The following is a 20182-nucleotide window of genomic DNA, read 5'->3' on the forward strand; positions in this document are numbered from 1 at the left end:
ACATGTCGACGCGCCGGACGGTCGGTTCCGGCATCACCACTTATCTCTCCGGGTCTACGGCAGCGCGCCCCGCGATCTTGAATTTCGCTTGTGCAGGCCGGGGCGGGTCGTGCGCCGCTTGCCGTTCCCGGTTCCATGTTCGACGCGCTGCTTCGTGAGCCGCGCAAATCGCGAGCGCTTTATACCGTGGCCAAAAACTCGCCAAAAAAAGTTTCTTCAGGCAAAGAGCTGACGACTCGTCCTTTCACCGCCGAATGAAAAGTCATCCGCCCCCTTGTCCGATTCGCGACAAAACTTGTCCTTACAATTCGCTTCGGCCACATTAAACTTCGGCTAAATATTCAAAACGCCGGTTGCCGCGACGAAACGCCGTAGTGCTTCGCGGAACGCGCCTACGAGGCGTGCTGCCCGCACCGGTTTTCGGTGCCGATCTTTCATTCCACCGTTTTCCCGATCTTTTTTTCTAGCGTATGGAAACGAGCCTCGATAAAAGCGCCCTTGCCGGCGCATCCGCCACGGGGGCGAGCGCGTCCCCGGCCGCCGCTGCGCCGGCGGCCGCCAAGGTCCAGCGCACGGTGTATTCCGTGCTCGGTGCGATCAGCTTTTCGCACCTGCTCAACGACATGATCCAGTCGCTGATCCTCGCCATCTACCCGATGTTCAAGGACAACTTCTCGTTGTCGTTCGGGCAGATCGGTCTGATCACGCTGACCTACCAGATCACCGCGTCGCTGCTGCAGCCGCTCGTCGGCAGCTATACCGACAAACATCCGAAGCCGTACTCGCTGCCGGTCGGCATGGGCTTCACGCTGACCGGGCTGCTGCTGATGTCGGTCGCGCCGAACTTCGGCGTGCTGCTGGTCGCCGCGGCGCTGGTCGGCTGCGGATCGTCGGTGTTCCATCCGGAGTCGTCGCGAGTCGCGCGGATGGCCTCGGGTGGCCGTCACGGTCTCGCGCAGTCGTTGTTCCAGGTCGGCGGCAATGCGGGTTCGTCGCTCGGGCCGCTGCTCGCCGCGCTGATCGTGATTCCGCACGGGCAACGCAGCATCGCGTGGTTCTCGGCGGCGGCGCTCGTCGCGATCGTCGTGCTCACGCAGATCGGCCGCTGGTACAAGCGTCATCCGTCGGTCAGGAAGGCGCGCGGTCAGGGCGCGCACGTGACGCTGCCGCGTAACAAGATCATCCTGGCAATGAGCGTGCTGGTGTTGCTGGTGTTCTCCAAGTACTTCTATCTCGCCAGCATCAATAGCTATTTCACGTTCTATCTGATCGACAGGTTCCATCTGTCGGTGCAGGCCGCGCAGATCCATCTGTTCGTGTTCCTCGCGGCGGTCGCGGCGGGTACGGTGATCGGCGGGCCGATCGGCGACAGGATCGGGCGCAAGTACGTGATCTGGGTGTCGATTCTGTGGCGTCGCGCCTTTTACGCTGCTGTTGCCGTATGCGAATCTGTTCTGGACTGGTGTGCTGACGGTTGTTATTGGGGTGGTGCTCGCCTCGGCGTTCTCGGCGATTCTTGTTTATGCGCAGGAGTTGATTCCTGGGAAGGTTGGGATGGTGGCTGGGTTGTTCTTTGGTTTTGCCTTTGGGCTTGGCGGCGTGGGCGCCGCCGTGCTTGGGGAACTCGCTGACGCTACCAGTATTGCGTTTGTTTATAAGGTTTGTTCGTTTTTGCCGTTGATTGGGGTGCTCACTGTTTTGTTGCCGGATGTTGAGGGGAAGCGGGTTAAAGGGTGAGCGCGTGCCGCGAGGTTGGGGCTTTTTCCTTATCGTGTGGTGTTGGCCTTTCCTTGCTGACTTATCGGTCTATTAGCGTTGCCCCTGTGCGGGGCGGCACCTACTTTCTTTGCTGCTGCAAAGAAAGTAGGCAAAGAAGACAGCTCAAACCGCCAACTCTTAAGCGGGCCCCTCGGTCTGCATGAGGTAGTGGTGCATCTGGAATCCGTGCCCCCGCACATTCCGCCGTTCGTGACAAAGCCATCATCCCTCCCACTCCGCACTACGTGCGTCGCGGACGGGTCTGCCTGGGAAACCAATGGTTTGGCCCGCGCAGCGGGGGCCCTCGGCTGTGCCTCGGCGATGCGCCGAAACAACCAGTGGTTTTTGAGCGGGGTTTCGGCGCGCGTAGCGCCGCCGGAAGAATGACAGCCTTGTCACAAGCGCGGAATGTGCGGGAGCACGGATTCCAGATGCACCACTACCTCATGCAGACCGAGGGGCCCGCTTAAGAGTTGGCGGTTTGAGCTGTCTTCTTTGCCTACTTTCTTTGCAGCAGCAAAGAAAGTAGGTGCCGCCCCGCACAGGGGCAACGCTAATAGACCGATAAGTCAGCAAGGAAAGGCCAACACCGCCAGAACAACGAAAAAAACCCAACCCATATCCAGAAGAACAAAAAAACCAAAAAAAGCGCCGCCCCCGCCGGGGCATATAATGTCCCCCGAACTGCGCCTCAGCAAAAAAATGCCCGACCTCCTCTCGAATCTAAACCCCGAACAACACGCCGCCGTAACGCTCCCGAATGAGCCCGCCCTGATCCTGGCGGGCGCCGGCAGCGGCAAAACCCGCGTCCTGATCACCCGCATCGCGTGGCTGATTCAGCAAGGCCTCGCGTCCCCCGCGACCGTCCTCGCGGTGACCTTCACGAACAAAGCCGCCCGCGAAATGATGGCGCGCCTCTCGGCGCTATTGCCGATCGACACGCGCGGCATGTGGATCGGCACGTTCCACGGCCTGTGCAACCGTATGCTGCGCGCGCATCACCGCGACGCCGGGCTGCCCGCCACATTCCAGATTCTCGATACCGCGGACCAGCTGTCGGCGATCAAGCGCCTGATGAAGGGCCTCAACATCGACGACGAAAAGTACCCCGCGAAAAATCTCCAGTACTTCATCAACAACGCGAAAGAGCAGGGCCTGCGCCCCAAAGACGTCGACGCCACCGACAACTTCAACCGCAAGTTCGTCGAACTCTACGAAGCCTACGATCAGCAATGCCAGCGCGAAGGCGTCGTCGACTTCCCCGAGCTGCTGCTGCGCTGCTACGAACTGCTCGCGCACAATCCGCCGCTGCGCGCGCATTACCAGGCGCGCTTCAGGCACATCCTCGTCGACGAGTTTCAGGACACCAACAAGCTGCAATACGCGTGGCTGAAGCTGCTCGCGGGCCAGCACAACGCAATCTTCGCGGTCGGCGACGACGACCAGTCGATCTACGCGTTCCGCGGCGCGAACGTCGGCAACATGCGCGACTTCGAGCACGAGTTCAACGTGCGCAATCTGATCAAGCTCGAGCAAAACTATCGTTCGCACGGCCATATTCTCGATGCCGCCAACCAGCTGATCGCGAACAACTCGCGACGCCTCGGCAAGAATCTGCGTACCGACGCGGGTCACGGCGAACCGGTGCGCGTCTACGAATCGGCGACCGATTCGCAGGAGGCCGGCTGGATCGTCGAAGAGATTCGCGCGCTGATCAACACCGGCCTGTCGCGCAGCGAAATCGCGGTGCTCTACCGCAGCAACGCGCAGTCGCGCACGATCGAGCACACGCTCGTCAACGCGGGCATCGCGTATCGCGTGTATGGCGGCCTGCGCTTTTTCGAACGTCAGGAAGTCAAGCACGCGCTCGCCTACCTGCGCCTGATCGACAACCCGAACGACGACACCGCGTTCGGCCGCGTCGTCAATTTCCCGACTCGCGGCATCGGCGCGCGTTCGATCGAACAGCTCGCCGACGCGGCGCGTCTGTACAACTGCTCGATGGCCGCGGCGATTCCGTACGTCGCCGGCAAGGCCGGCTCGAGCCTCGCCGCGTTCGCGAACCTCGTCGGCAAGATGCGCGCCGACACGCAGCAGATGAGCCTGCCGGAGACCGTCGAGTACGTGGTCCGCGCGAGCGGTCTCGCCGACTTCTATCAGAACGAGCGCGAAGGCCAGGAGCGGCTCGAGAACCTGCAGGAACTCGTCAACGCGGCCGCCGCGTTTGTCAGCGAGGAAGGCTACGGGCTCGATACGCCCGCGCGCTCGATTCCGCTGCGCCCAGGAGCCAGCGCCGCGCCCGAACTCGCGGTCGCGACCGACGATCCGACCACGGTGGTCCTCGACGCACCGGGCATCGCCGATCCGGCGCAAAACCCCGACACGATGACGCCGCTCGCGGGCTTTCTGTCGCACGCATCGCTCGAAGCGGGCGACAACCAGGCGCAGGCCGGCCAGGAAGCGGTGCAGCTGATGACGGTGCACGCGGCAAAGGGGCTCGAATTCACCGCGGTGTTCATCACCGGCCTCGAAGAGGGGCTGTTCCCGCACGAGAACAGCGCGATGGAGGCCGACGGCCTCGAAGAGGAGCGGCGTCTGATGTACGTCGCGATCACGCGCGCGAAGGAGCGGCTGTACCTGTCTTTCGCGCAGAGCCGGATGCTGCACGGCCAGACCCGCTACAACATCCGCTCGCGTTTCTTCGACGAATTGCCGCAGGAAACGCTGAAGTGGCTGACGCCGAAGGTCGAGGCGGGCTCGCGCTGGGGCGGTCGCTCGGACAACGCCGGCTACGGGCGCGACTGGTTCGCGCGGCCGGGGTACGGCGGCGGTTCGGCGTCGACGGCGGCGGTGACCTCCGCGCCGGCGCCCGCGTTCGCGAACGAGCAACGCGCGGCCGACACGGGCTTCCGCGTCGGCCAGCAGGTGTTTCATACCAAGTTCGGCGAAGGCACGATCACCGCACTCGAAGGCAACGGTACCGACGCGAAAGCGCAGGTCCGCTTCAAGCGGCACGGCGAAAAGTGGCTGGCGCTGGCGGTGGCTAAATTGCAGGCGGTCGAATGAGCACGCCCTTGAATCTCAGCCACGATGGGCGGCGGCCGCTCGGCGTTCTGGCCGCGTTACCGCAGGAACTCGGCGACCTGATCGAAGCGATGCGCGCCGCGTCCGGCGTGCGCACGGTCACGCACGGCCAGCGTGACTACCACGTCGGCACCGTGCACGGCACGCCGTGCGTCGTCACGCTCGCGCGCGTCGGCAAGGTCGCGGCGGCCGCGACGGTCAGTGCGCTGATCCACGCGTTCGATGTCGAGGCGATCGTGTTCACCGGTGTCGCGGGCGGTGTCGGCGGCGACGTGCATGTCGGCGATATCGTCGTTGCGAGCGCGCTGATGCAGCACGATGTCGACGCGTCGCCGCTTTTTCCGCGCTTCGAGGTGCCGCTGCTCGGCATGTCGCGCTTCACCACCGATGCGGCGCTCGCCGACCGTCTAACCGCCGCATGCGAGCAGTTCGTCGCCGAGGAAGGGGCGGCCTGCGCGGCGCGCTTCGGCACGCGCGCGCCGCGCGTGCATCGCGGCTTGATCGTCAGCGGCGATCAGTTCGTCGCGAGCGCGGCGGCCGTCGCGGCGTTGCGCGACGCGCTGCCCGACGCGCTCGCGGTCGAGATGGAAGGCGCGGCGATCGCGCAGGTCTGCTACGAGTACGGCGTGCCGTGCGCGGTCGTGCGCACGATCTCCGATACCGCCGACGACCACGCGCCCGGATCGTTCATGTCGTTCCTGACCGGGATCGCGGGCACGTATTCGAACGCGATTCTCGCGCGCTTTCTCGGCACGCGGGACAGCGCGGGCTGAGCGCCCGCTGGTTCGTCCGCCTGGTCGCCCGCTGATCGGCCCGCTTATTCCTTCCTGCCGTCGCCGAGCGCGTCGCGCACCTGCTGCAGCGCGGCCGGATCTTCGATCGTCGGCAAATCGCCCGGCTCGCGCCCTTCGGCGAGCGCCGCGATAGCGCGGCGCAATAGCTTGCCGGAGCGCGTCTTCGGCAGCATCGATACCATCACCACGCGCGCGGGCCGCGCAATCGAGCCGAGATGGCGGTCGACCGTCATCGCCAGCTCGGCTTCGAGCCGCGCGCGCTCGCTCGGGTCGCCTTCTCCCTGCGCGCCGCGCAACACGACGAAGGCCATCGCCGCCTGACCCTTGACCGGATCGGTCACACCGACCACCGCGACTTCCGCGACAGCCGCATGGCTCGACAGCGCCTCCTCGATCTCGCGCGTGCCGAGGCGATGGCCCGCGACGTTGATGACGTCGTCGGTGCGGCCGAGGATCGTCACGTAGCCGTCCTCGTCCTGCACGCCCCAGTCGAACGTCGAATACACCTGCTGGTTCGGCACGCTCGACCAGTAGGTGCCGACGAAGCGCTTGTCGTCGCCCCATACCGTCGACATGCAGCCCGGCGGCAGCGGATAGTCGAGCGTCAGCACGCCTTTCTCGCCGGGCGCGCAGGGCTCGCCGGTCAGCTCGTCGCGCACGCTCAGGCTATAGCCGATCGAGGGCACGCCCGGCGAACCGAGCTTGGTCGGCAGTGCCTCGATGCCGCGCGGAATCGCGAGCATCGGCCAGCCGGTTTCGGTCTGCCAGTAGTTGTCGATCACCGGCTTGTTCAACGCGTTGGAGATCCATTCGGCGGTCGGTTCATCGAGTGGTTCGCCGGCAAGAAACAGCGTGCGCAGGCTCGACAGATCGGCTGCCTTCATCAGCGCCGGGTCCTGCTTCTTCAGCACGCGTATCGCGGTCGGCGCGGTGAACATCAGGTTGATCTTGTGGTGTTCGACGAGCCGCCACCAGATGCCGCCGTCCGGACGAATCGGCGTGCCTTCGTACATCACGGTGGTCAGCCCCGCGATCAGCGGCGCGTACACGATGTAGCTGTGGCCGACCACCCAGCCGACGTCGGACGCGGTGAACATGGTGTCGCCGGGCTTGCCCTCGAAGATGTATTCCATCGATGCCGCGAGCGCGACCGCATAGCCGCCGACATCGCGCTGCACGCCCTTCGGTTTGCCGGTCGTGCCCGACGTGTACAGCACGTACGACGGCTCGTTCGATTCGAGCCACTCGCACGGGACGTGGGCGTCGAAGAACTGTTCGCGCAGCGGCTCGTAGGCGACGAGGTAGGGTGCGTTCAGTCGCGCGGGCGCGAGCTGCCGGTCGATCAGCAGCACATACGGTGTCTTGTGCATGGCGCGCGCGAGCGCTTCGTCGACGAGCGGCGTGTAGTCGACCACCTTGCCGCCGCGCGCGCCGGCGTCGGCAGTGACGATCAGCACGGGCTTCGCGTCGTCGATACGCGCGGCGAGGTTCGGCGCCGCGAAGCCGCCGAACACGACCGAGTGGATCGCGCCGAGCCGCGCGCAGGCGAGCATCGCGAACAGCGCCTCGGGGATCATCGGCAGATAGATCAGCACGACGTCGCCGCGCTTCACGCCGAGCGAGCGCATGACGGCGGCCATCCGGTTGATTTCGGCGTACAGATCGGCATACGTGTAGTGCCGCTCGATGCCGGTTTCGGTCGATACGTAGACGAGCGCGTTCTGCTGCGAGCGTTCGGCCAGATGCCGGTCGACCGCGTTATGGCAGAGGTTCGTGCGACCGCCGACGAACCAGCGCGCGAACGGCGGCTTCGAGCGGTCGAGCACGGTGCCGAATGGCGTGTGCCAGTGAATGCGCTGGGCTTCTTCGCGCCAGAAGGCTTCGGGGTGGTCGATCGAGCGGCGGTGGAAATCGCGGTAGCGGGTCATCGGCGGCGATCCTCGTGCGGCGGGAGTGGACGGGGTTGGATGAAACGGAATCGCAAATTGCGCGCCCGGTGCGGCGCTGGTTATGCGCACAAGCATAGCCACGGGCGGGAGGGGGGGCAAGCTGGTTCGCCGTAAGGGCGAAGGGCAACAGAAGAAAGTCGTTGTTCGTCATTTTCATCCGTCGCCCATTTGTTGTTTCTGCTCCGCCAGGTAAGGTAGAGGCGATCAACGTGACAGGTCGTTTCCCCCAGATATTGAGGTTTGTATGTCCGATCGATACGCCTCGGAGCGTGGTAGTCCGCGTGTTCCAGCTTGCGCGAGGTCTCAAGTATTTCTAAACTTCAACGGTCGTTTTTTGACCATGAGTGGTCCGACTTCCCGTATCTATGCCGCCGTGTCCGGAAGAACGGATAGCGGCGGAAAATTCGATTATTCGTCGATGCGTCAGCGCAAAGATGGTGTGGGTCCAATTCCCCCGGCCAATATTGGATTGAGCCTTCGCAGATGTGGGAGAACCATTGGTACAACTTTGCCCCGCGTGCTGCCTGGGGTGATCATCGGATCACGATTCATGTCTATCCCGGAACACAGACGTATGGACGGGGCGGCTTTTTTATCCACGGCGGCACGCATGCGGGTAGCGCGGGTTGTATCAACCTGCATGCCGGGATGGAATCTTTCGTACGCGACCTGAAGGAGGCGGCTACGCCGTCGCCAGATTGCTACATTCCCTTGACGGTTAGGTACTGACATGCGGAAGTCCAGCATCGCCCGTTTTCTCGCTGGCGTAGTTCTGCTTGCCCTTGTCGTTGCGGTTGCTGCGTTTAACGTGATTAACCTGGACGAAGCGTATGGAAGCGGCGAGCCCTATTATTCGCGCACGACGAACATGGACAAGTGGAGCGATCCTTTGCCGGTGCTGGCTGTTGTCGACGGTGTTGCGGTTATCGTCATTGCGGTGGGTTTTTTGCTGTGGAGGCGGATGCGGGGCTAAGGCGAGGGTGGTGTTCTTTGCGGTGTTGGCCTTTCCTTTGCTGACTTATCGGTCTATTAGCGTTGCCCCTGTGCGGGGCGGGGCTTTTTTCGTTGTTCTGGCTTTGTTGGCCTTTCCTTGCTCACTTATCGGTCTATTAGCGTTGCCCCTGTGCGGGGCGGCACCTACTTTCTTTGCTGCTGCAAAGAAAGTAGGCAAAGAAGACAGCTCAAACCGCTAATTCTTAAGCGGGTCCCTCGGTCCGCATAAGGTAGTGGTGCATCTGGAATCCGTGCTTCCGCACATTCGGCACCAGTGACAAGGCGGTCATTCTTCCGGCGGCGCTGCGCGCGCCGAAACCCCGTTCCAAAACCACCGGTTGTTTCGGCGCATCGCCGAGGCGCAGCCGACGGCCCCCGCTGCGCGGGCAAAACCATTGGTTTCCCAGGCAGACCCCTCCGCGACGCACGTAGTGCGGAGTGGGAGGGATGATGGCTTTGTCACGAACGGGGAATGTGCGGCGGCACGGATTCCAGATGCACCACTACCCCTTCCAAGCCAAGGGACCCGCTTAAGAGTTGGCGGTTTGAGCTGTCTTCTTTGCCTACTTTCTTTGCAGCAGCAAAGAAAGTAGGTGCCGCCCCGCACAGGGGCAACGCTAATAGACCGATAAGTCAGCAAGGAAAGGCCAACAAAGCCAGAACAACGAAAAAAGCATAACCCCTGTCCACACCGGCCGCCGGCCGGCAAAAAACCTCGTCCAGCTATAATCAACCCTTCCCCGCCTCCAAAATCCTGCCTTTAACAGAAACATGAGCGACACCCCGAGCGACCCGACCTCGACGCTTGCAAAAAGCTTCGAACCCCACACCATCGAAGCCCACTGGGGCCCTGAATGGGAAAAGCGCACCTACGCCGCGCCCTCCTTCGACGCGAACCGCAAGGATTTCTCGATCCAGTTGCCGCCGCCGAACGTCACGGGCACGCTGCACATGGGCCACGCGTTCAACCAGACCATCATGGACGGCCTGACCCGCTATCACCGCATGCTCGGCGAGAACACGCTGTGGGTGCCGGGCACCGACCACGCGGGCATCGCCACGCAGATCGTCGTCGAACGCCAGCTCGACGCACAGGGCGTGTCGCGCCACGACCTCGGCCGCGAGAAGTTCGTCGAGCGTGTGTGGGAGTGGAAGCAGCAATCCGGCTCCACGATCACGAATCAGGTGCGTCGTCTCGGTGCATCGATCGACTGGTCGCGCGAATACTTCACGATGGACGACAAGACGTCGGCCACCGTGCGCGACGTATTCGTGCGTCTGTATGAACAGGGCCTGATCTATCGCGGCAAGCGCCTCGTGAACTGGGACCCGGTGCTGCTCACCGCCGTATCCGACCTCGAAGTGGTCAGCGAAGAAGAAAACGGCCACCTGTGGCACATCCACTATCCGTTGACCGACGGCTCGGGCCATCTGACCGTCGCCACCACCCGTCCGGAAACCATGCTCGGCGACACCGCCGTGATGGTGCACCCGGAAGACGAACGCTACGCCCACCTGATCGGCAAGACCATCACGCTGCCGCTGTCGAACCGCGAAGTGCCGATCATCGCCGACGATTACGTCGACCGCGAATTCGGCACAGGCGTCGTCAAGGTCACGCCCGCGCATGATTTCAACGATTATCAGGTCGGCCTGCGCCACAAGCTGCCGCAAATCGAAATCCTCACGCTCGACGCGAAGATCAACGACAACGCGCCCGAAAAATACCGCGGCCTCGACCGTTTCGAAGCCCGCAAGCTGGTGGTCGCCGATCTCGAGGCGCTCGGTGCGCTCGAATCGGTCAAGCCGCACAAGCTGATGGTGCCGCGCGGCGACCGCACCGGCGTCGTGATCGAGCCGATGCTGACCGACCAGTGGTTCGTCGCGATGAGCAAGCCGGCGCCCGAAGGCACGTTCAATCCGGGCAAGTCGATCACCGAAACCGCGCTCGACGTCGTGCGCAACGGCCAGATCAAATTCGTGCCGGAAAACTGGACCACCACGTACTACCAGTGGCTCGAAAACATCCAGGACTGGTGCATCTCGCGTCAGCTGTGGTGGGGTCATCAGATTCCGGCGTGGTACGGCGAGAACGGAGAAGTGTTCGTCGCCAAGACCGAAGAGGACGCGCGCGCGAAGGCCGTCGCGGCCGGCTACACGGGGGCGTTGAAGCGCGACGAAGACGTGCTCGACACGTGGTTCTCGTCCGCTCTGGTGCCGTTCTCGTCGCTCGGCTGGCCGAACGAAACCGAAGAGCTCAAGCACTTCATGCCGTCGTCGGTGCTCGTCACCGGCTTCGACATCATCTTCTTCTGGGTCGCGCGCATGGTCATGATGACCACGCACTTCACGGGCAAGGTGCCGTTCGAAACGGTCTATATGCACGGTCTCGTGCGCGACGCCGAAGGCCAGAAGATGTCGAAGAGCAAGGGCAACACGCTCGACCCGATCGACATCGTCGATGGCATCGACCTCGACGCGCTCGTCGCGAAGCGCACCACCGGCCTGATGAATCCGAAGCTGGCCGCGTCGATCGAGAAGAAGACCCGTAAGGAGTTTCCGGACGGCATTGCGGCGTTCGGCACCGACGCGCTGCGCTTCACGATGGCGTCGATGGCCACGCTCGGCCGCAACGTCAATTTCGACCTCGCGCGCTGCGAAGGCTATCGCAACTTCTGCAACAAGCTGTGGAACGCCACGCGCTTCGTGCTGATGAACTGCGAAGGCCACGACTGCGGTTTCGGCCAGCCGGCGCAATGTGGCGAATGCGGGCCAGAAGGCAATCTGCATTTCTCACAGGCAGACCGCTGGATCGTGTCGCAACTGCAGCGCGTGGAAGCGGAAGTCGTCAAGGGTTTTTCCGACTATCGTTTTGACAATGTGGCCAACGCCATATACAAGTTCGTATGGGACGAATATTGTGACTGGTACGTCGAACTCGCCAAAGTGCAGATCCAGACGGGGCAGCCGAACCAGCAGCGTGCCACGCGGCGGACGCTTTTGCGTGTGCTCGAAACGGTGCTGCGCCTCGCGCATCCGGTGATCCCGTTCATCACCGAAGCGCTGTGGCAGAAAGTGGCGCCGCTCGCGGGACGCTACCCGGAAGGCAAGGCCGAGGGCGAGGCGTCCATCATGGTGCAGCAGTACCCCGTCGCGGAGCCGTCGAAGCTCGATGAAGACGCCGAGCGGTGGGCGACCGACCTCAAAGCGGTGATCGATGCATGCCGTAATCTGCGCGGAGAAATGAACCTGTCGCCGGCGGTGAAGGTGCCGTTGCTCGCCACCGGCAATGCGGAGCGTCTTCGTACTTTCGCGCCTTACGCTCAGGCACTTGCGCGTCTGTCCGAGGTGCAGATCATCGCCGACGAGGCCGCGCTCGACGCCCAGGCGGATGGCGCGCCTATTGCTATCGTAGGAACGGACAAGCTCGTGTTGAAGGTCGAAATCGACGCAGCGGTCGAACGCGAACGCCTGTCGAAAGAGATCACGCGGTTGAGCGCCGAAATCGTCAAGTGCAACGGTAAGCTACAGAATCAGGCCTTCGTTGCGAAGGCGCCGGCGGCGGTCGTGGAACAGGAGCAGAAGCGGCTGGCCGATTTCGAAGCCACGGTCGGCAAGCTGAAAGCCCAACTGGCCCGCTTGCCGGCCTGACCGACGCGCCCGCCCCCTCAACGGCGGGCAAGGATTTAACCAGAGGACTCAGGGTATTCACATGCTAAAAGTTACGAAGGCGGTCTTTCCGGTAGCCGGTCTTGGCACCCGCTTCCTCCCCGCCACGAAGGCTAGCCCGAAGGAGATGCTGCCGATCGTCGACAAGCCGCTGATTCAGTACGCGGTCGAAGAGGCGATGGCGGCCGGCATCACCGAAATGATCTTCGTCACGGGCCGCAGCAAGCGCGCGATCGAAGACCATTTCGACAAGTCCTATGAGATCGAGGCCGAACTCGAGGCGCGCGGCAAGGACAAGCTGCTCGAACTCGTGCGCAGCATCAAGCCGAGCCACGTCGACTGCTTCTACGTGCGCCAGGCTGAGGCGCTGGGCCTCGGCCACGCCGTGCTGTGCGCCGAGAAGCTGGTAGGCGACAACCCTTTCGCCGTGATTCTCGCGGACGACCTGTTGTACGGCACGCCGCCCGTGATGACGCAGATGATCGAGGTGTTCGATCACTATCACAGCTCGGTGATCGGCGTCGAAGAGATCCCGCCGCAAGATACAAAATCGTACGGCATCGTCGACGGCAAGGAATGGGAAGACTCGATCATCAAGATGTCGGGCATCGTCGAAAAGCCGGAGCCGGGCGTGGCGCCGTCGAACCTCGGCGTGGTGGGCCGTTATGTGCTGAAGCCGCGCATCTTCGATCACCTGCGCTCCATCAAGCCGGGCGCGGGCGGTGAATTGCAACTGACGGACGCGATCCAGTCGCTGCTCGCCGACGAACAGGTGCTCGCGTACAAGTATCACGGCACACGTTTCGACTGCGGCAGCAAGCTGGGCTACCTGAAGGCGACCGTCGAGTTCGCCCTGCGTCACCCGGAAGTAGCCGCCGATTTCGAAGAATATCTGCGTACCCGCTCGCCGGTTCTCGAAGGCTGACGTCGAAAGTCCGGCTGAAACGAAGAAGGCGCTGTACCCTGAATAATGGGGACAGCGCCTTCTTTTTTACATCGGACCGACAGTTTTACCCAATGCAGCTCAACGACGCCGCATCAGAAACGTAAACACCTTGTCATGCGCCGAGCTTTCGACGATCTCGTTGCCGGTCTGCTTCGCGAACGCGGCGAAATCGCGCTGCGAGCCGGGATCGGTGGCGAGCACCTTGAGAATCTGGCCGCTTTCCATGTCGGCGAGCGCCTTTTTGGCGCGCAGGATGGGCAGCGGGCACATGAGCCCGCGCGCATCGACTTCCTTGTGAATCTGAATTTGCATCGACGATGACCTTCGGGACGGGGCGTCGCTGACGACGCCGGACAGAGGGTCAAATTCTACAGCAGGCGGAGCGGCGCCGCCGGGCATCGCCACGACGCCCATTTCCACGCGCGAGCCGTGCCGCGCGCCGTTACAGCGTCACCGCCTCACCGCTTTGCAGCGACTCGCGCAGCGCCACGCCGATACGCGTCGCTTCGAGCGCATCGGCGAGCGTCGCGCCACTCTGTGCCGCATCGCCCTTCCCCGGCCCTTTTTGCACCGCTGCAACGAACGCGCGTGCCTCGTGCAGAAACGCGTCCTCGAACCGGTCGAAAAAGTTCGGCGTGCACTCGTTGCGAATGCCGGTCGCGTCGTAGATCTCGACGCGGTTCGCGCGCGGATTGCGGCCGATCGTCAGCGCGCCCGCCGTGCCGATCACTTCGCTGTGCGTATCGTTGCCGTGCGCCTGGGTGCGCGACGCGTAGAACATCGCGAGCTTGCCGCCCTCGAATTCGCAGATCGCGACACCGTTGTCGACGTCGCCGAATTCGCGCAGACCCTCGTGCAGCGCGACCGTGCCCGCCGCGAACACGCGCGTCGCGCGCGGCTTGCCGAGCAGCCAGCGGGCGACGTCGATGTCGTGCACCGTGCAGTCGAGAAAGATGCCGCCTGAGGTCGCCGCGAAGCGCACGAAGAAACCGTCGTCGTCGTTTTTATCGGTGGTTTGCGAGCGCACGAGGAACGGCCGGCCGATCTGGCCGGCGGCGATTTTATCGAACGCGTCGCGGTAGCTCGGATCGAAGCGGCGCATGAAGCCGATCGTCGCCTGCAGGTGCGGATAGCGCGCCGCTTCGGCCAGCACGCGCTCGCATTCGGCGACATCGAGCGACAGCGGCTTTTCGCAGAACACATGCTTGCCGGCGCGCAATGCGTCGACGATCTGCTGCGCGTGCAGCGACGACGGCGTGACGAGCCATACCGCGTCGACGTGCGGATCAACGAGCAGGTCCGCGTAATCGGTGTAGAGACGCGGCTCATGCAGCGACCCATGCATTGCCCCATGCATCGCAGCACGCGCCCATGCCAGTTCATCTTCGAGCGGACTGCACGCGGCCGTGAGCGTCGCGCCCGGCACGCGATACGCGAGATTCTCCGCATGCCGCTTGCCAAGCCGCCCAAGGCCGACCACGCCGATCCGCAAGCGCTCCGTGGCGGGCTTCATCACGCTGCCTCGCCGAGTTTGATCGCACGGCCCTCGCGCCACGACCGCGTCGCGGCTTCCGCGAGTTCGAGCGCTTTCAGGCCATCCGCGACGGTCGTGCGCACCGGCTTGTCATGCGTGAGCGCGTCGAAGAAATGCGCGATTTCGAGCGCGTAGGCCGCGCGATAGCGTTCGAGAAAAAACGCCTCGGGCACGTCGGTCGATACTTCCGTCTTCGAGTACGCGGTGACTTCGGTGGGCCGAACGTTGCCTGCTTGCAGCATGCCGGTGCTGCCGAGCACTTCGCAGCGCTGGTCGTAGCCGTAGGCAGCGCGCCGCGCGGTGTTGATCTGGCACAGCCGCCCGCGCTTCGTGCGGATCGTCACCGCGGTCGAATCGATGTCGCCCGCGTCGGCGATCGCGGGGTCGGTGAGGCAACTGCCGGTGGCGTGCAGCGTGTCGGCTTCGTCGTCGAGAATCCAGCGACAGATGTCGAAGTCGTGAATCAGCATGTCCTTGAAGATGCCGCCCGAGTGCCGGATGTACTCGAGCGGCGGCGCGCCCGGATCGCGGCTCGTGACGACGAGCATTTCCGGCGTGCCGATCTCGCCCGTGTCGAGACGCGCTTTCAACGCGGAAAACGTCGGATCGAAGCGCCGCTGAAAGCCGATCATGCACACGACACCGGCGCGCTCCACCGCTTCTGCGCACATCCGCGCGCGCTCCAACGTGAGATCGACCGGCTTCTCGCAGAACACGTGCTTGTTCTGCGCGGCCGATTTGACGATCAGGTCCGCATGCGTGTCGGTGCTCGAACAGATCACGGTCGCACCGATCGATGCATCGCCGATCGCGCCGTCGCTATCCGCAACCTGCGCGCCATGCTGCGCGGCGAGCGCGGCGGCCGCCTCGCGATTCACGTCGACCACGTATTTGAGCCGCACGCCGGGCTGCCGCGCGAGATTCGCCGCATGGATCTTGCCGATGCGCCCCGCGCCGAATACGGCGACGTCGATCGTGTTTACCGCGTCAGTCATCGTAGCCTCCAGTGTCGTTGGATTCTTCAACGTTCAGTTCGAGCTTGTACGCGAGCGCGATGAAGAGCGCCTGGCACAGGCAGATCGTGCTGGTCAGCGAGCGGAACGCGAACGCGCTGCCCTCTTTCACGTACAGCTGCGTGCTGGCGTAGCGTGCGAGCGGCGATAGTTGGCTATCCGTAATGACGAGCGTCTTCGCCTGATGATGATGCGCGACGCGCAGACAGTACTGCGTCTCCTTGCCGTATGGGGCGAAGCTGATCGCAATCACCACGTCGCCCTTCCTGACACTGCGGATCTGCTCGCGATACATGCCGCCGAAGCCAGACACCAGATGCACGCGCTTGTGCGTGTGCTGCAACGCATAGACGATGTAGCTCGCGACCGGAAACGAGCGCCGCACCCCGATCACGTAGATGTTGTCGGCCTGTTGCAGCATCTTCACGGCGGCGTCGAACTGCTTGTCGTCGAGGCCCGCTTCGAGTTCTTCGAGGCCGCCGCGCGACGCGGCGATGAACTCGCGCGCGACCGCGCCGCCCGACAAGGTGCCGGGCTTCTCGTCGATCAGCTTGCGGATGCGCTGCTGATAGCTCGACGACGACACGCCCTGCCCCGTATACGCCTGACGAAACACCGCCTGCAGATCCGAAAACCCGGAAAAGCCGAAGCGCTGCGCAAAGCGCACGACCGCCGACGGATGCACGCCGCAACTCGCGGCGATATCGCTCGTGCGATCCATCATCACGCTCGAGCGATGCTGCTCGATGTACGTCGCGACGCTTTTCAACTGCCGCGGCAGCGACTCGTAGGTATCCGCGATGCGCTGCATCAATTCGTCGACGCTCGGCACCGCTTCTTCGGTGATCTGTTCCGCCATGACAGCCTCTCGGGGTTTCCTGCAATGCGGCAGACGCGCCCGCGGCCCGCCGCAACGTGCATCCGACGTTGCCGAGTATAGGCGGCCGCCCGGTCAAATGGAACGTATTTTCCATTTTTATTTCTCATGAAATTTTCTTTGCAAGGCTTCGGAAGATGACCTACTCTTGGTCGTGAGCGATGGCGCTTCGGCCTCGTTGTGTGGGTCATCGGAATGGAAAGCCGCCCGCCAGTCGCTCCCTCAATAACGAACGACAGACCGAGAAAGGTGGAGACAATGAGACTTTGCAGAGGCAAGGCAACGCTCAGGATTCTGGTAACGGCGTTGACGTTGGCGACGGGATTCGGCGCGACCTCGGCCGCCCGCGCGGCGGACGCGCACTTCGTGCTGATCAGCCACGCGCCGGATTCGGACTCGTGGTGGAACACGATCAAGAACGCGATCAAGCAGGCCGACGAGGACTTCAACGTTCAGACCGACTACCGCAATCCGCCGAACGGCGACATCGCCGACATGGCGCGTCTCGTCGAGCAGGCGGCCGCGCGCAACTACGACGGCGTGATCGTGTCGATCGCCGACTTCGACGTGCTGAAGAGCTCGATCGCGAAGGTCACCGAGAAGCACATTCCGCTCGTCACGATCAATTCGGGCACCGAGGAGCAAAGCGCGAAGCTCGGCGCGATCATGCACGTCGGCCAGCCCGAGTTCGCGGCCGGCAAAGCCGCCGGAGAAAAGGCCAAGGCCGCCGGCATCAAGTCGTTCCTGTGCGTGAACCACTACGCGACGAACCCGGCTTCGTTCGAACGCTGCCGCGGTTTCGCCGAAGCGATCGGCGCCAACTTCAAAACCTCGACGCTCGACACGGGCCAGGACCCGACCGGCGTGCAGTCGAAGGTCAGCGCGTTCCTGCGCAACCATCCGGATACCCAGGCGGTGCTGACGCTCGGTCCGCTGTCGGCCGATCCGACGCTGAAGGCGCTGCAGCAGATGGGCCTCGCCGGCAAGATCTGGTTCGCGACGTTCGACTTCGACAGCGACATCGCGAAGGGCATCCAGGACGGCACGATCCAGTTCGCGATCGACCAGCAACCGTACTTGCAGGGCTATATCCCGGTTGCCGTACTCGCGATCGTGAAGAAGGACCACACCACCGATCCAGCCAAAATCCGCGAGATCCTGCAGGCGAATCCGAAGTTCAAGGAGCGTCTTGCCACTTATGGGCTCACGCCGTCCTACGGGCCGCGCAATATCGGCTCGGGCCCGGGCTTCATCACGAAGGCCAACGTCGACAAGGTGCTGAAGTACGCCGGCCAGTACCGCTGAACGCACGGCAACGCATCGCATCGCGCGCCTGAGCCGCCGCGCCGGCGGCAAGGTTGAAAAGGCAGTGACCGGCGGGACGCATGGCGTCTTGCCGGCGCCCGCCCGCTCAGCGGATTCGCAAACGCCCACGGCATTGCGCCGACCCGCCGGTCGCGGGCGTATCAAGGAGAGCTTCAATGGGTGTCGCCGACCTGTTTCATCCCCATCACCGCAAGCAACCGCCGCCTGATCCGCAGGACCCGGCGAAGTCTGCTGCGACGACCGCCCCGCAATCCGCTGCCGTCGACGAACGCGTGCGCGAGGAATCCTGGTTCCGCCATCTGCTCGGCCGACCGGAATTCGCGGCGCTCGCCGGCACCGTGATGGTGTTCATCGTGTTCGGCGTGGCGGCCGGCAACTCGGGGATGTTCAACCTCGACGGCGTGATGAACTGGTCGCAGGTCGCCGCCTATCTCGGTCTGATCTCGGTCGGCGCGTGCCTGCTGATGATCGCCGGCGAGTTCGATCTGTCGATCGGTTCGATGATCGGCTTTGCCGGCATGATGGTCGCGCTGCCGACCATGTACTTCCACTGGCCGATCTGGCTCGCGATCGTGTTCGCGTTCGTCGGCTCGATGCTGCTCGGCGCGCTCAACGGCTATCTGGTGATGCGCACGCGCCTGCCTTCGTTCATCGTCACGCTCGCGTTCCTGTTCATACTGCGCGGTCTCACGCTCGCGCTATCGGTGATGTTCGCCGATCGCACCATCATCTCCGGCGTCGGCGACGTCGCGCGTCAGGACTGGTTCGCGCACACGTTCTTCCAGGGCGTCGCGTTCAAAGGTCTGTTCGTGTGGCTCGGCCACCTCGGCCTCGTGAAGCTGCTCGACAACGGCACGCCGCTCGTGCCGGGCATTCCGAAGGTGCTGCTGTGGTGGCTCGTGCTCGCCGTGGTCTGTGCGTTCACGCTCGCCAGGACGCGCTTCGGCAACTGGATTTTCGCGGTCGGCGGCGACGCCAACGCGGCCAAGAACGTCGGCGTGCCGGTGCGTCGCGTGAAGATTTCGCTGTTCGTGCTGACCGCGTTCTGCTCGGCCCTGTATGCAGTACTTCAGGTGTGCGACATCGGTTCGGCCGCGGCCGACCGCGGTTTGCAGGCGGAGTTCGAGGCGATCATCGCCGCGGTGATCGGCGGCACGCTGCTGACAGGCGGCTACGGCTCGGTGATCGGCGCATGCTTCGGTGCGCTGATCTTCGGCGTCGTGCAGATCGGCATCACGTACACCAACGTCGATTCCGACTGGTTCCGCGTGTTCCTCGGCGTGATGCTGCTGTTCGCCGTGCTGTTCAACCACTACGTGCGCGGCCGCGTCGCGGCATCGCGCTAGACGGAGGTTCCTGATGAGCACCCCCGAACAGAACACCGACGACATCATTTTGTCGCTGGAAAACGTCAGCCGTTATTTCGGCAACATCATCGCGCTGAACGACATCACGCTGCGCCTCATACGCGGCGAAGTGCATTGCCTGCTCGGCGACAACGGCGCCGGCAAGTCGACGCTGATCAAGACGCTCGCGGGCGTGTATCAGCCGAGCAAAGGCACCTACCGGGTGGACGGCAAACCGGTGCACTTCACGTCGCCGAAAGACGCGCTCGATCTCGGTATCGCAACCGTCTACCAGGATCTCGCGCTGGTGCCGCTGCTATCGGTCGCGCGCAATTTTTTCATGGGCCGCGAGCCGCAGAAAAAGCTGTTCGGCCTTCTGAACGTGATGGACCTCGAAACCTGCGCAACCACCGCGCGCGACAAGCTCGCCGAAATGGGCATCAACGTGCGCGACCCGCATCAGCCGATCGGCACGATGTCGGGCGGCGAGCGTCAATGTCTGGCGATTGCGCGTGCGATCCACTTCGGCGCGCGCGTGCTGATTCTCGACGAACCGACCGCCGCGCTCGGCGTCAAGCAGAGCTTCAACGTGCTGAAGCTGATCCACAAGGCGCGCGCCAAAGGCATCTCGGTGATCTTCATCACGCACAACGTCCACCACGCGTATCCGATCGGCGATTCGTTCACGCTGCTCAATCGCGGCCGCTCGCTCGGCACGTTCACCAAACAGACGATCAGCAAGAACGAAGTGCTCGACATGATGGCCGGCGGCGCCGAGATGCAGAAGATGATCGGCGAACTCGAAGGTGCGACGATCTGACCGATTCGCGCGGCACGTCCAGCCTCGGCGCGTTTCGCCCGGCTGGCCGACGCGCACCCACCGCGCACTGTTA

At 63.5% G+C, this 20182-nt stretch carries 13 protein-coding genes and 1 pseudogene; 9 read left to right on the plus strand and 5 right to left on the minus strand.

Going from position 1 to position 20182, the window contains the following annotated elements; genetic code table 11:
* Positions 1-470 precede the first annotated feature (470 nt).
* The 3 genes and pseudogenes from OKW29_RS29565 to OKW29_RS29575 all read left to right on the plus strand — a co-directional run bounded on the left by OKW29_RS29565 (position 471) and on the right by OKW29_RS29575 (position 5615).
* Positions 471-1737 (plus strand): annotated as a pseudogene (locus OKW29_RS29565) (MFS transporter).
* Positions 1738-2460: 723 nt separating this feature from the next.
* Entirely contained in the window at positions 2461-4824 is a 2364-nt protein-coding gene (locus OKW29_RS29570; RefSeq protein ID WP_184028466.1) for a UvrD-helicase domain-containing protein, read from the plus strand.
* On the plus strand, positions 4821-5615 hold the full coding sequence (locus tag OKW29_RS29575; RefSeq protein ID WP_429293572.1) for a 5'-methylthioadenosine/adenosylhomocysteine nucleosidase: 795 nt from the start codon (positions 4821-4823) through the stop codon (positions 5613-5615). The genes OKW29_RS29570 and OKW29_RS29575 overlap by 4 nt, the downstream gene beginning before the upstream one ends.
* A gap of 44 nt (positions 5616-5659) precedes the next feature.
* Here the strand turns inward: OKW29_RS29575 and OKW29_RS29580 are convergent, their stop codons facing one another.
* Complete coding sequence (locus OKW29_RS29580; RefSeq protein ID WP_429293573.1) at positions 5660-7564, minus strand: propionate--CoA ligase; 1905 nt, start codon at positions 7562-7564, stop codon at positions 5660-5662.
* A gap of 751 nt (positions 7565-8315) precedes the next feature.
* Here OKW29_RS29580 and OKW29_RS29585 point away from each other — a divergent pair.
* From OKW29_RS29585 to galU, 3 genes are all read left to right on the plus strand, one after another.
* Positions 8316-8558, plus strand: coding sequence for a hypothetical protein (locus OKW29_RS29585; RefSeq protein WP_184063607.1), 243 nt, complete (start codon positions 8316-8318; stop codon positions 8556-8558).
* Between the two features lie 791 nt (positions 8559-9349).
* On the plus strand, positions 9350-12229 hold the full coding sequence (locus OKW29_RS29590) for a valine--tRNA ligase (protein WP_187610877.1): 2880 nt from the start codon (positions 9350-9352) through the stop codon (positions 12227-12229).
* A gap of 61 nt (positions 12230-12290) precedes the next feature.
* On the plus strand, positions 12291-13172 hold the full coding sequence (galU, locus tag OKW29_RS29595) for a UTP--glucose-1-phosphate uridylyltransferase GalU (RefSeq protein WP_090801031.1): 882 nt from the start codon (positions 12291-12293) through the stop codon (positions 13170-13172).
* 99 nt (positions 13173-13271) lie between these two features.
* Here the strand turns inward: galU and OKW29_RS29600 are convergent, their stop codons facing one another.
* The 4 genes from OKW29_RS29600 to OKW29_RS29615 all read right to left on the minus strand — a co-directional run bounded on the left by OKW29_RS29600 (position 13272) and on the right by OKW29_RS29615 (position 16599).
* The gene (locus OKW29_RS29600) at positions 13272-13499 is read right to left on the minus strand and encodes a sulfurtransferase TusA family protein (RefSeq protein ID WP_026225937.1); all 228 of its coding nucleotides are present in this window, start codon (positions 13497-13499) and stop codon (positions 13272-13274) included.
* Positions 13500-13635: 136 nt separating this feature from the next.
* On the minus strand, positions 13636-14706 hold the full coding sequence (locus tag OKW29_RS29605) for a Gfo/Idh/MocA family oxidoreductase (RefSeq protein ID WP_429293574.1): 1071 nt from the start codon (positions 14704-14706) through the stop codon (positions 13636-13638).
* Positions 14706-15722, minus strand: a complete 1017-nt coding sequence (gene iolG / locus OKW29_RS29610) for an inositol 2-dehydrogenase (protein WP_429293575.1) — start codon at positions 15720-15722, stop codon at positions 14706-14708. The genes OKW29_RS29605 and iolG overlap by 1 nt, the downstream gene beginning before the upstream one ends.
* Positions 15715-16599 (minus strand): MurR/RpiR family transcriptional regulator, encoded by an 885-nt coding sequence (locus OKW29_RS29615; RefSeq protein ID WP_429293576.1) that lies wholly within the window; start codon positions 16597-16599, stop codon positions 15715-15717. Before OKW29_RS29615 ends, iolG begins: the two co-directional genes overlap by 8 nt.
* 276 nt (positions 16600-16875) lie before the next feature.
* Between OKW29_RS29615 and OKW29_RS29620 the strand changes: the two genes are divergently transcribed.
* The 3 genes from OKW29_RS29620 to OKW29_RS29630 all read left to right on the plus strand — a co-directional run bounded on the left by OKW29_RS29620 (position 16876) and on the right by OKW29_RS29630 (position 20109).
* Complete coding sequence (locus OKW29_RS29620; RefSeq protein ID WP_429293577.1) at positions 16876-17922, plus strand: sugar ABC transporter substrate-binding protein; 1047 nt, start codon at positions 16876-16878, stop codon at positions 17920-17922.
* A 176-nt stretch (positions 17923-18098) separates the two neighbouring features.
* The gene (locus OKW29_RS29625) at positions 18099-19289 is read left to right on the plus strand and encodes an ABC transporter permease (RefSeq protein ID WP_429293578.1); all 1191 of its coding nucleotides are present in this window, start codon (positions 18099-18101) and stop codon (positions 19287-19289) included.
* 13 nt (positions 19290-19302) lie between these two features.
* Positions 19303-20109, plus strand: coding sequence for an ATP-binding cassette domain-containing protein (locus tag OKW29_RS29630; protein ID WP_090801043.1), 807 nt, complete (start codon positions 19303-19305; stop codon positions 20107-20109).
* Positions 20110-20182: the final 73 nt, after the last annotated feature.

Source organism: Paraburkholderia sp. CI3 (assembly GCF_050436505.1).
GTDB classification, from domain to species: domain Bacteria; phylum Pseudomonadota; class Gammaproteobacteria; order Burkholderiales; family Burkholderiaceae; genus Paraburkholderia; species Paraburkholderia tuberum.

Excerpts from the sequence above, each read along its gene's own strand:
- OKW29_RS29570 (WP_184028466.1), top strand. The coding sequence starts at position 2,461 with ATGCCCGACCTCCTCTCGAATCTAAACCCCGAACAACACGCCGCCGTA.
- OKW29_RS29575 (WP_429293572.1), top strand. The coding sequence starts at position 4,821 with ATGAGCACGCCCTTGAATCTCAGCCACGATGGGCGGCGGCCGCTCGGC.
- OKW29_RS29580 (WP_429293573.1), bottom strand. The coding sequence starts at position 7,564 with ATGACCCGCTACCGCGATTTCCACCGCCGCTCGATCGACCACCCCGAA.
- OKW29_RS29585 (WP_184063607.1), top strand. The coding sequence starts at position 8,316 with ATGCGGAAGTCCAGCATCGCCCGTTTTCTCGCTGGCGTAGTTCTGCTT.
- OKW29_RS29590 (WP_187610877.1), top strand. The coding sequence starts at position 9,350 with ATGAGCGACACCCCGAGCGACCCGACCTCGACGCTTGCAAAAAGCTTC.
- galU (WP_090801031.1), top strand. The coding sequence starts at position 12,291 with ATGCTAAAAGTTACGAAGGCGGTCTTTCCGGTAGCCGGTCTTGGCACC.
- OKW29_RS29605 (WP_429293574.1), bottom strand. The coding sequence starts at position 14,706 with ATGAAGCCCGCCACGGAGCGCTTGCGGATCGGCGTGGTCGGCCTTGGG.
- iolG (WP_429293575.1), bottom strand. The coding sequence starts at position 15,722 with ATGACTGACGCGGTAAACACGATCGACGTCGCCGTATTCGGCGCGGGG.
- OKW29_RS29615 (WP_429293576.1), bottom strand. The coding sequence starts at position 16,599 with ATGGCGGAACAGATCACCGAAGAAGCGGTGCCGAGCGTCGACGAATTG.
- OKW29_RS29620 (WP_429293577.1), top strand. The coding sequence starts at position 16,876 with ATGAGACTTTGCAGAGGCAAGGCAACGCTCAGGATTCTGGTAACGGCG.
- OKW29_RS29625 (WP_429293578.1), top strand. The coding sequence starts at position 18,099 with ATGGGTGTCGCCGACCTGTTTCATCCCCATCACCGCAAGCAACCGCCG.
- OKW29_RS29630 (WP_090801043.1), top strand. The coding sequence starts at position 19,303 with ATGAGCACCCCCGAACAGAACACCGACGACATCATTTTGTCGCTGGAA.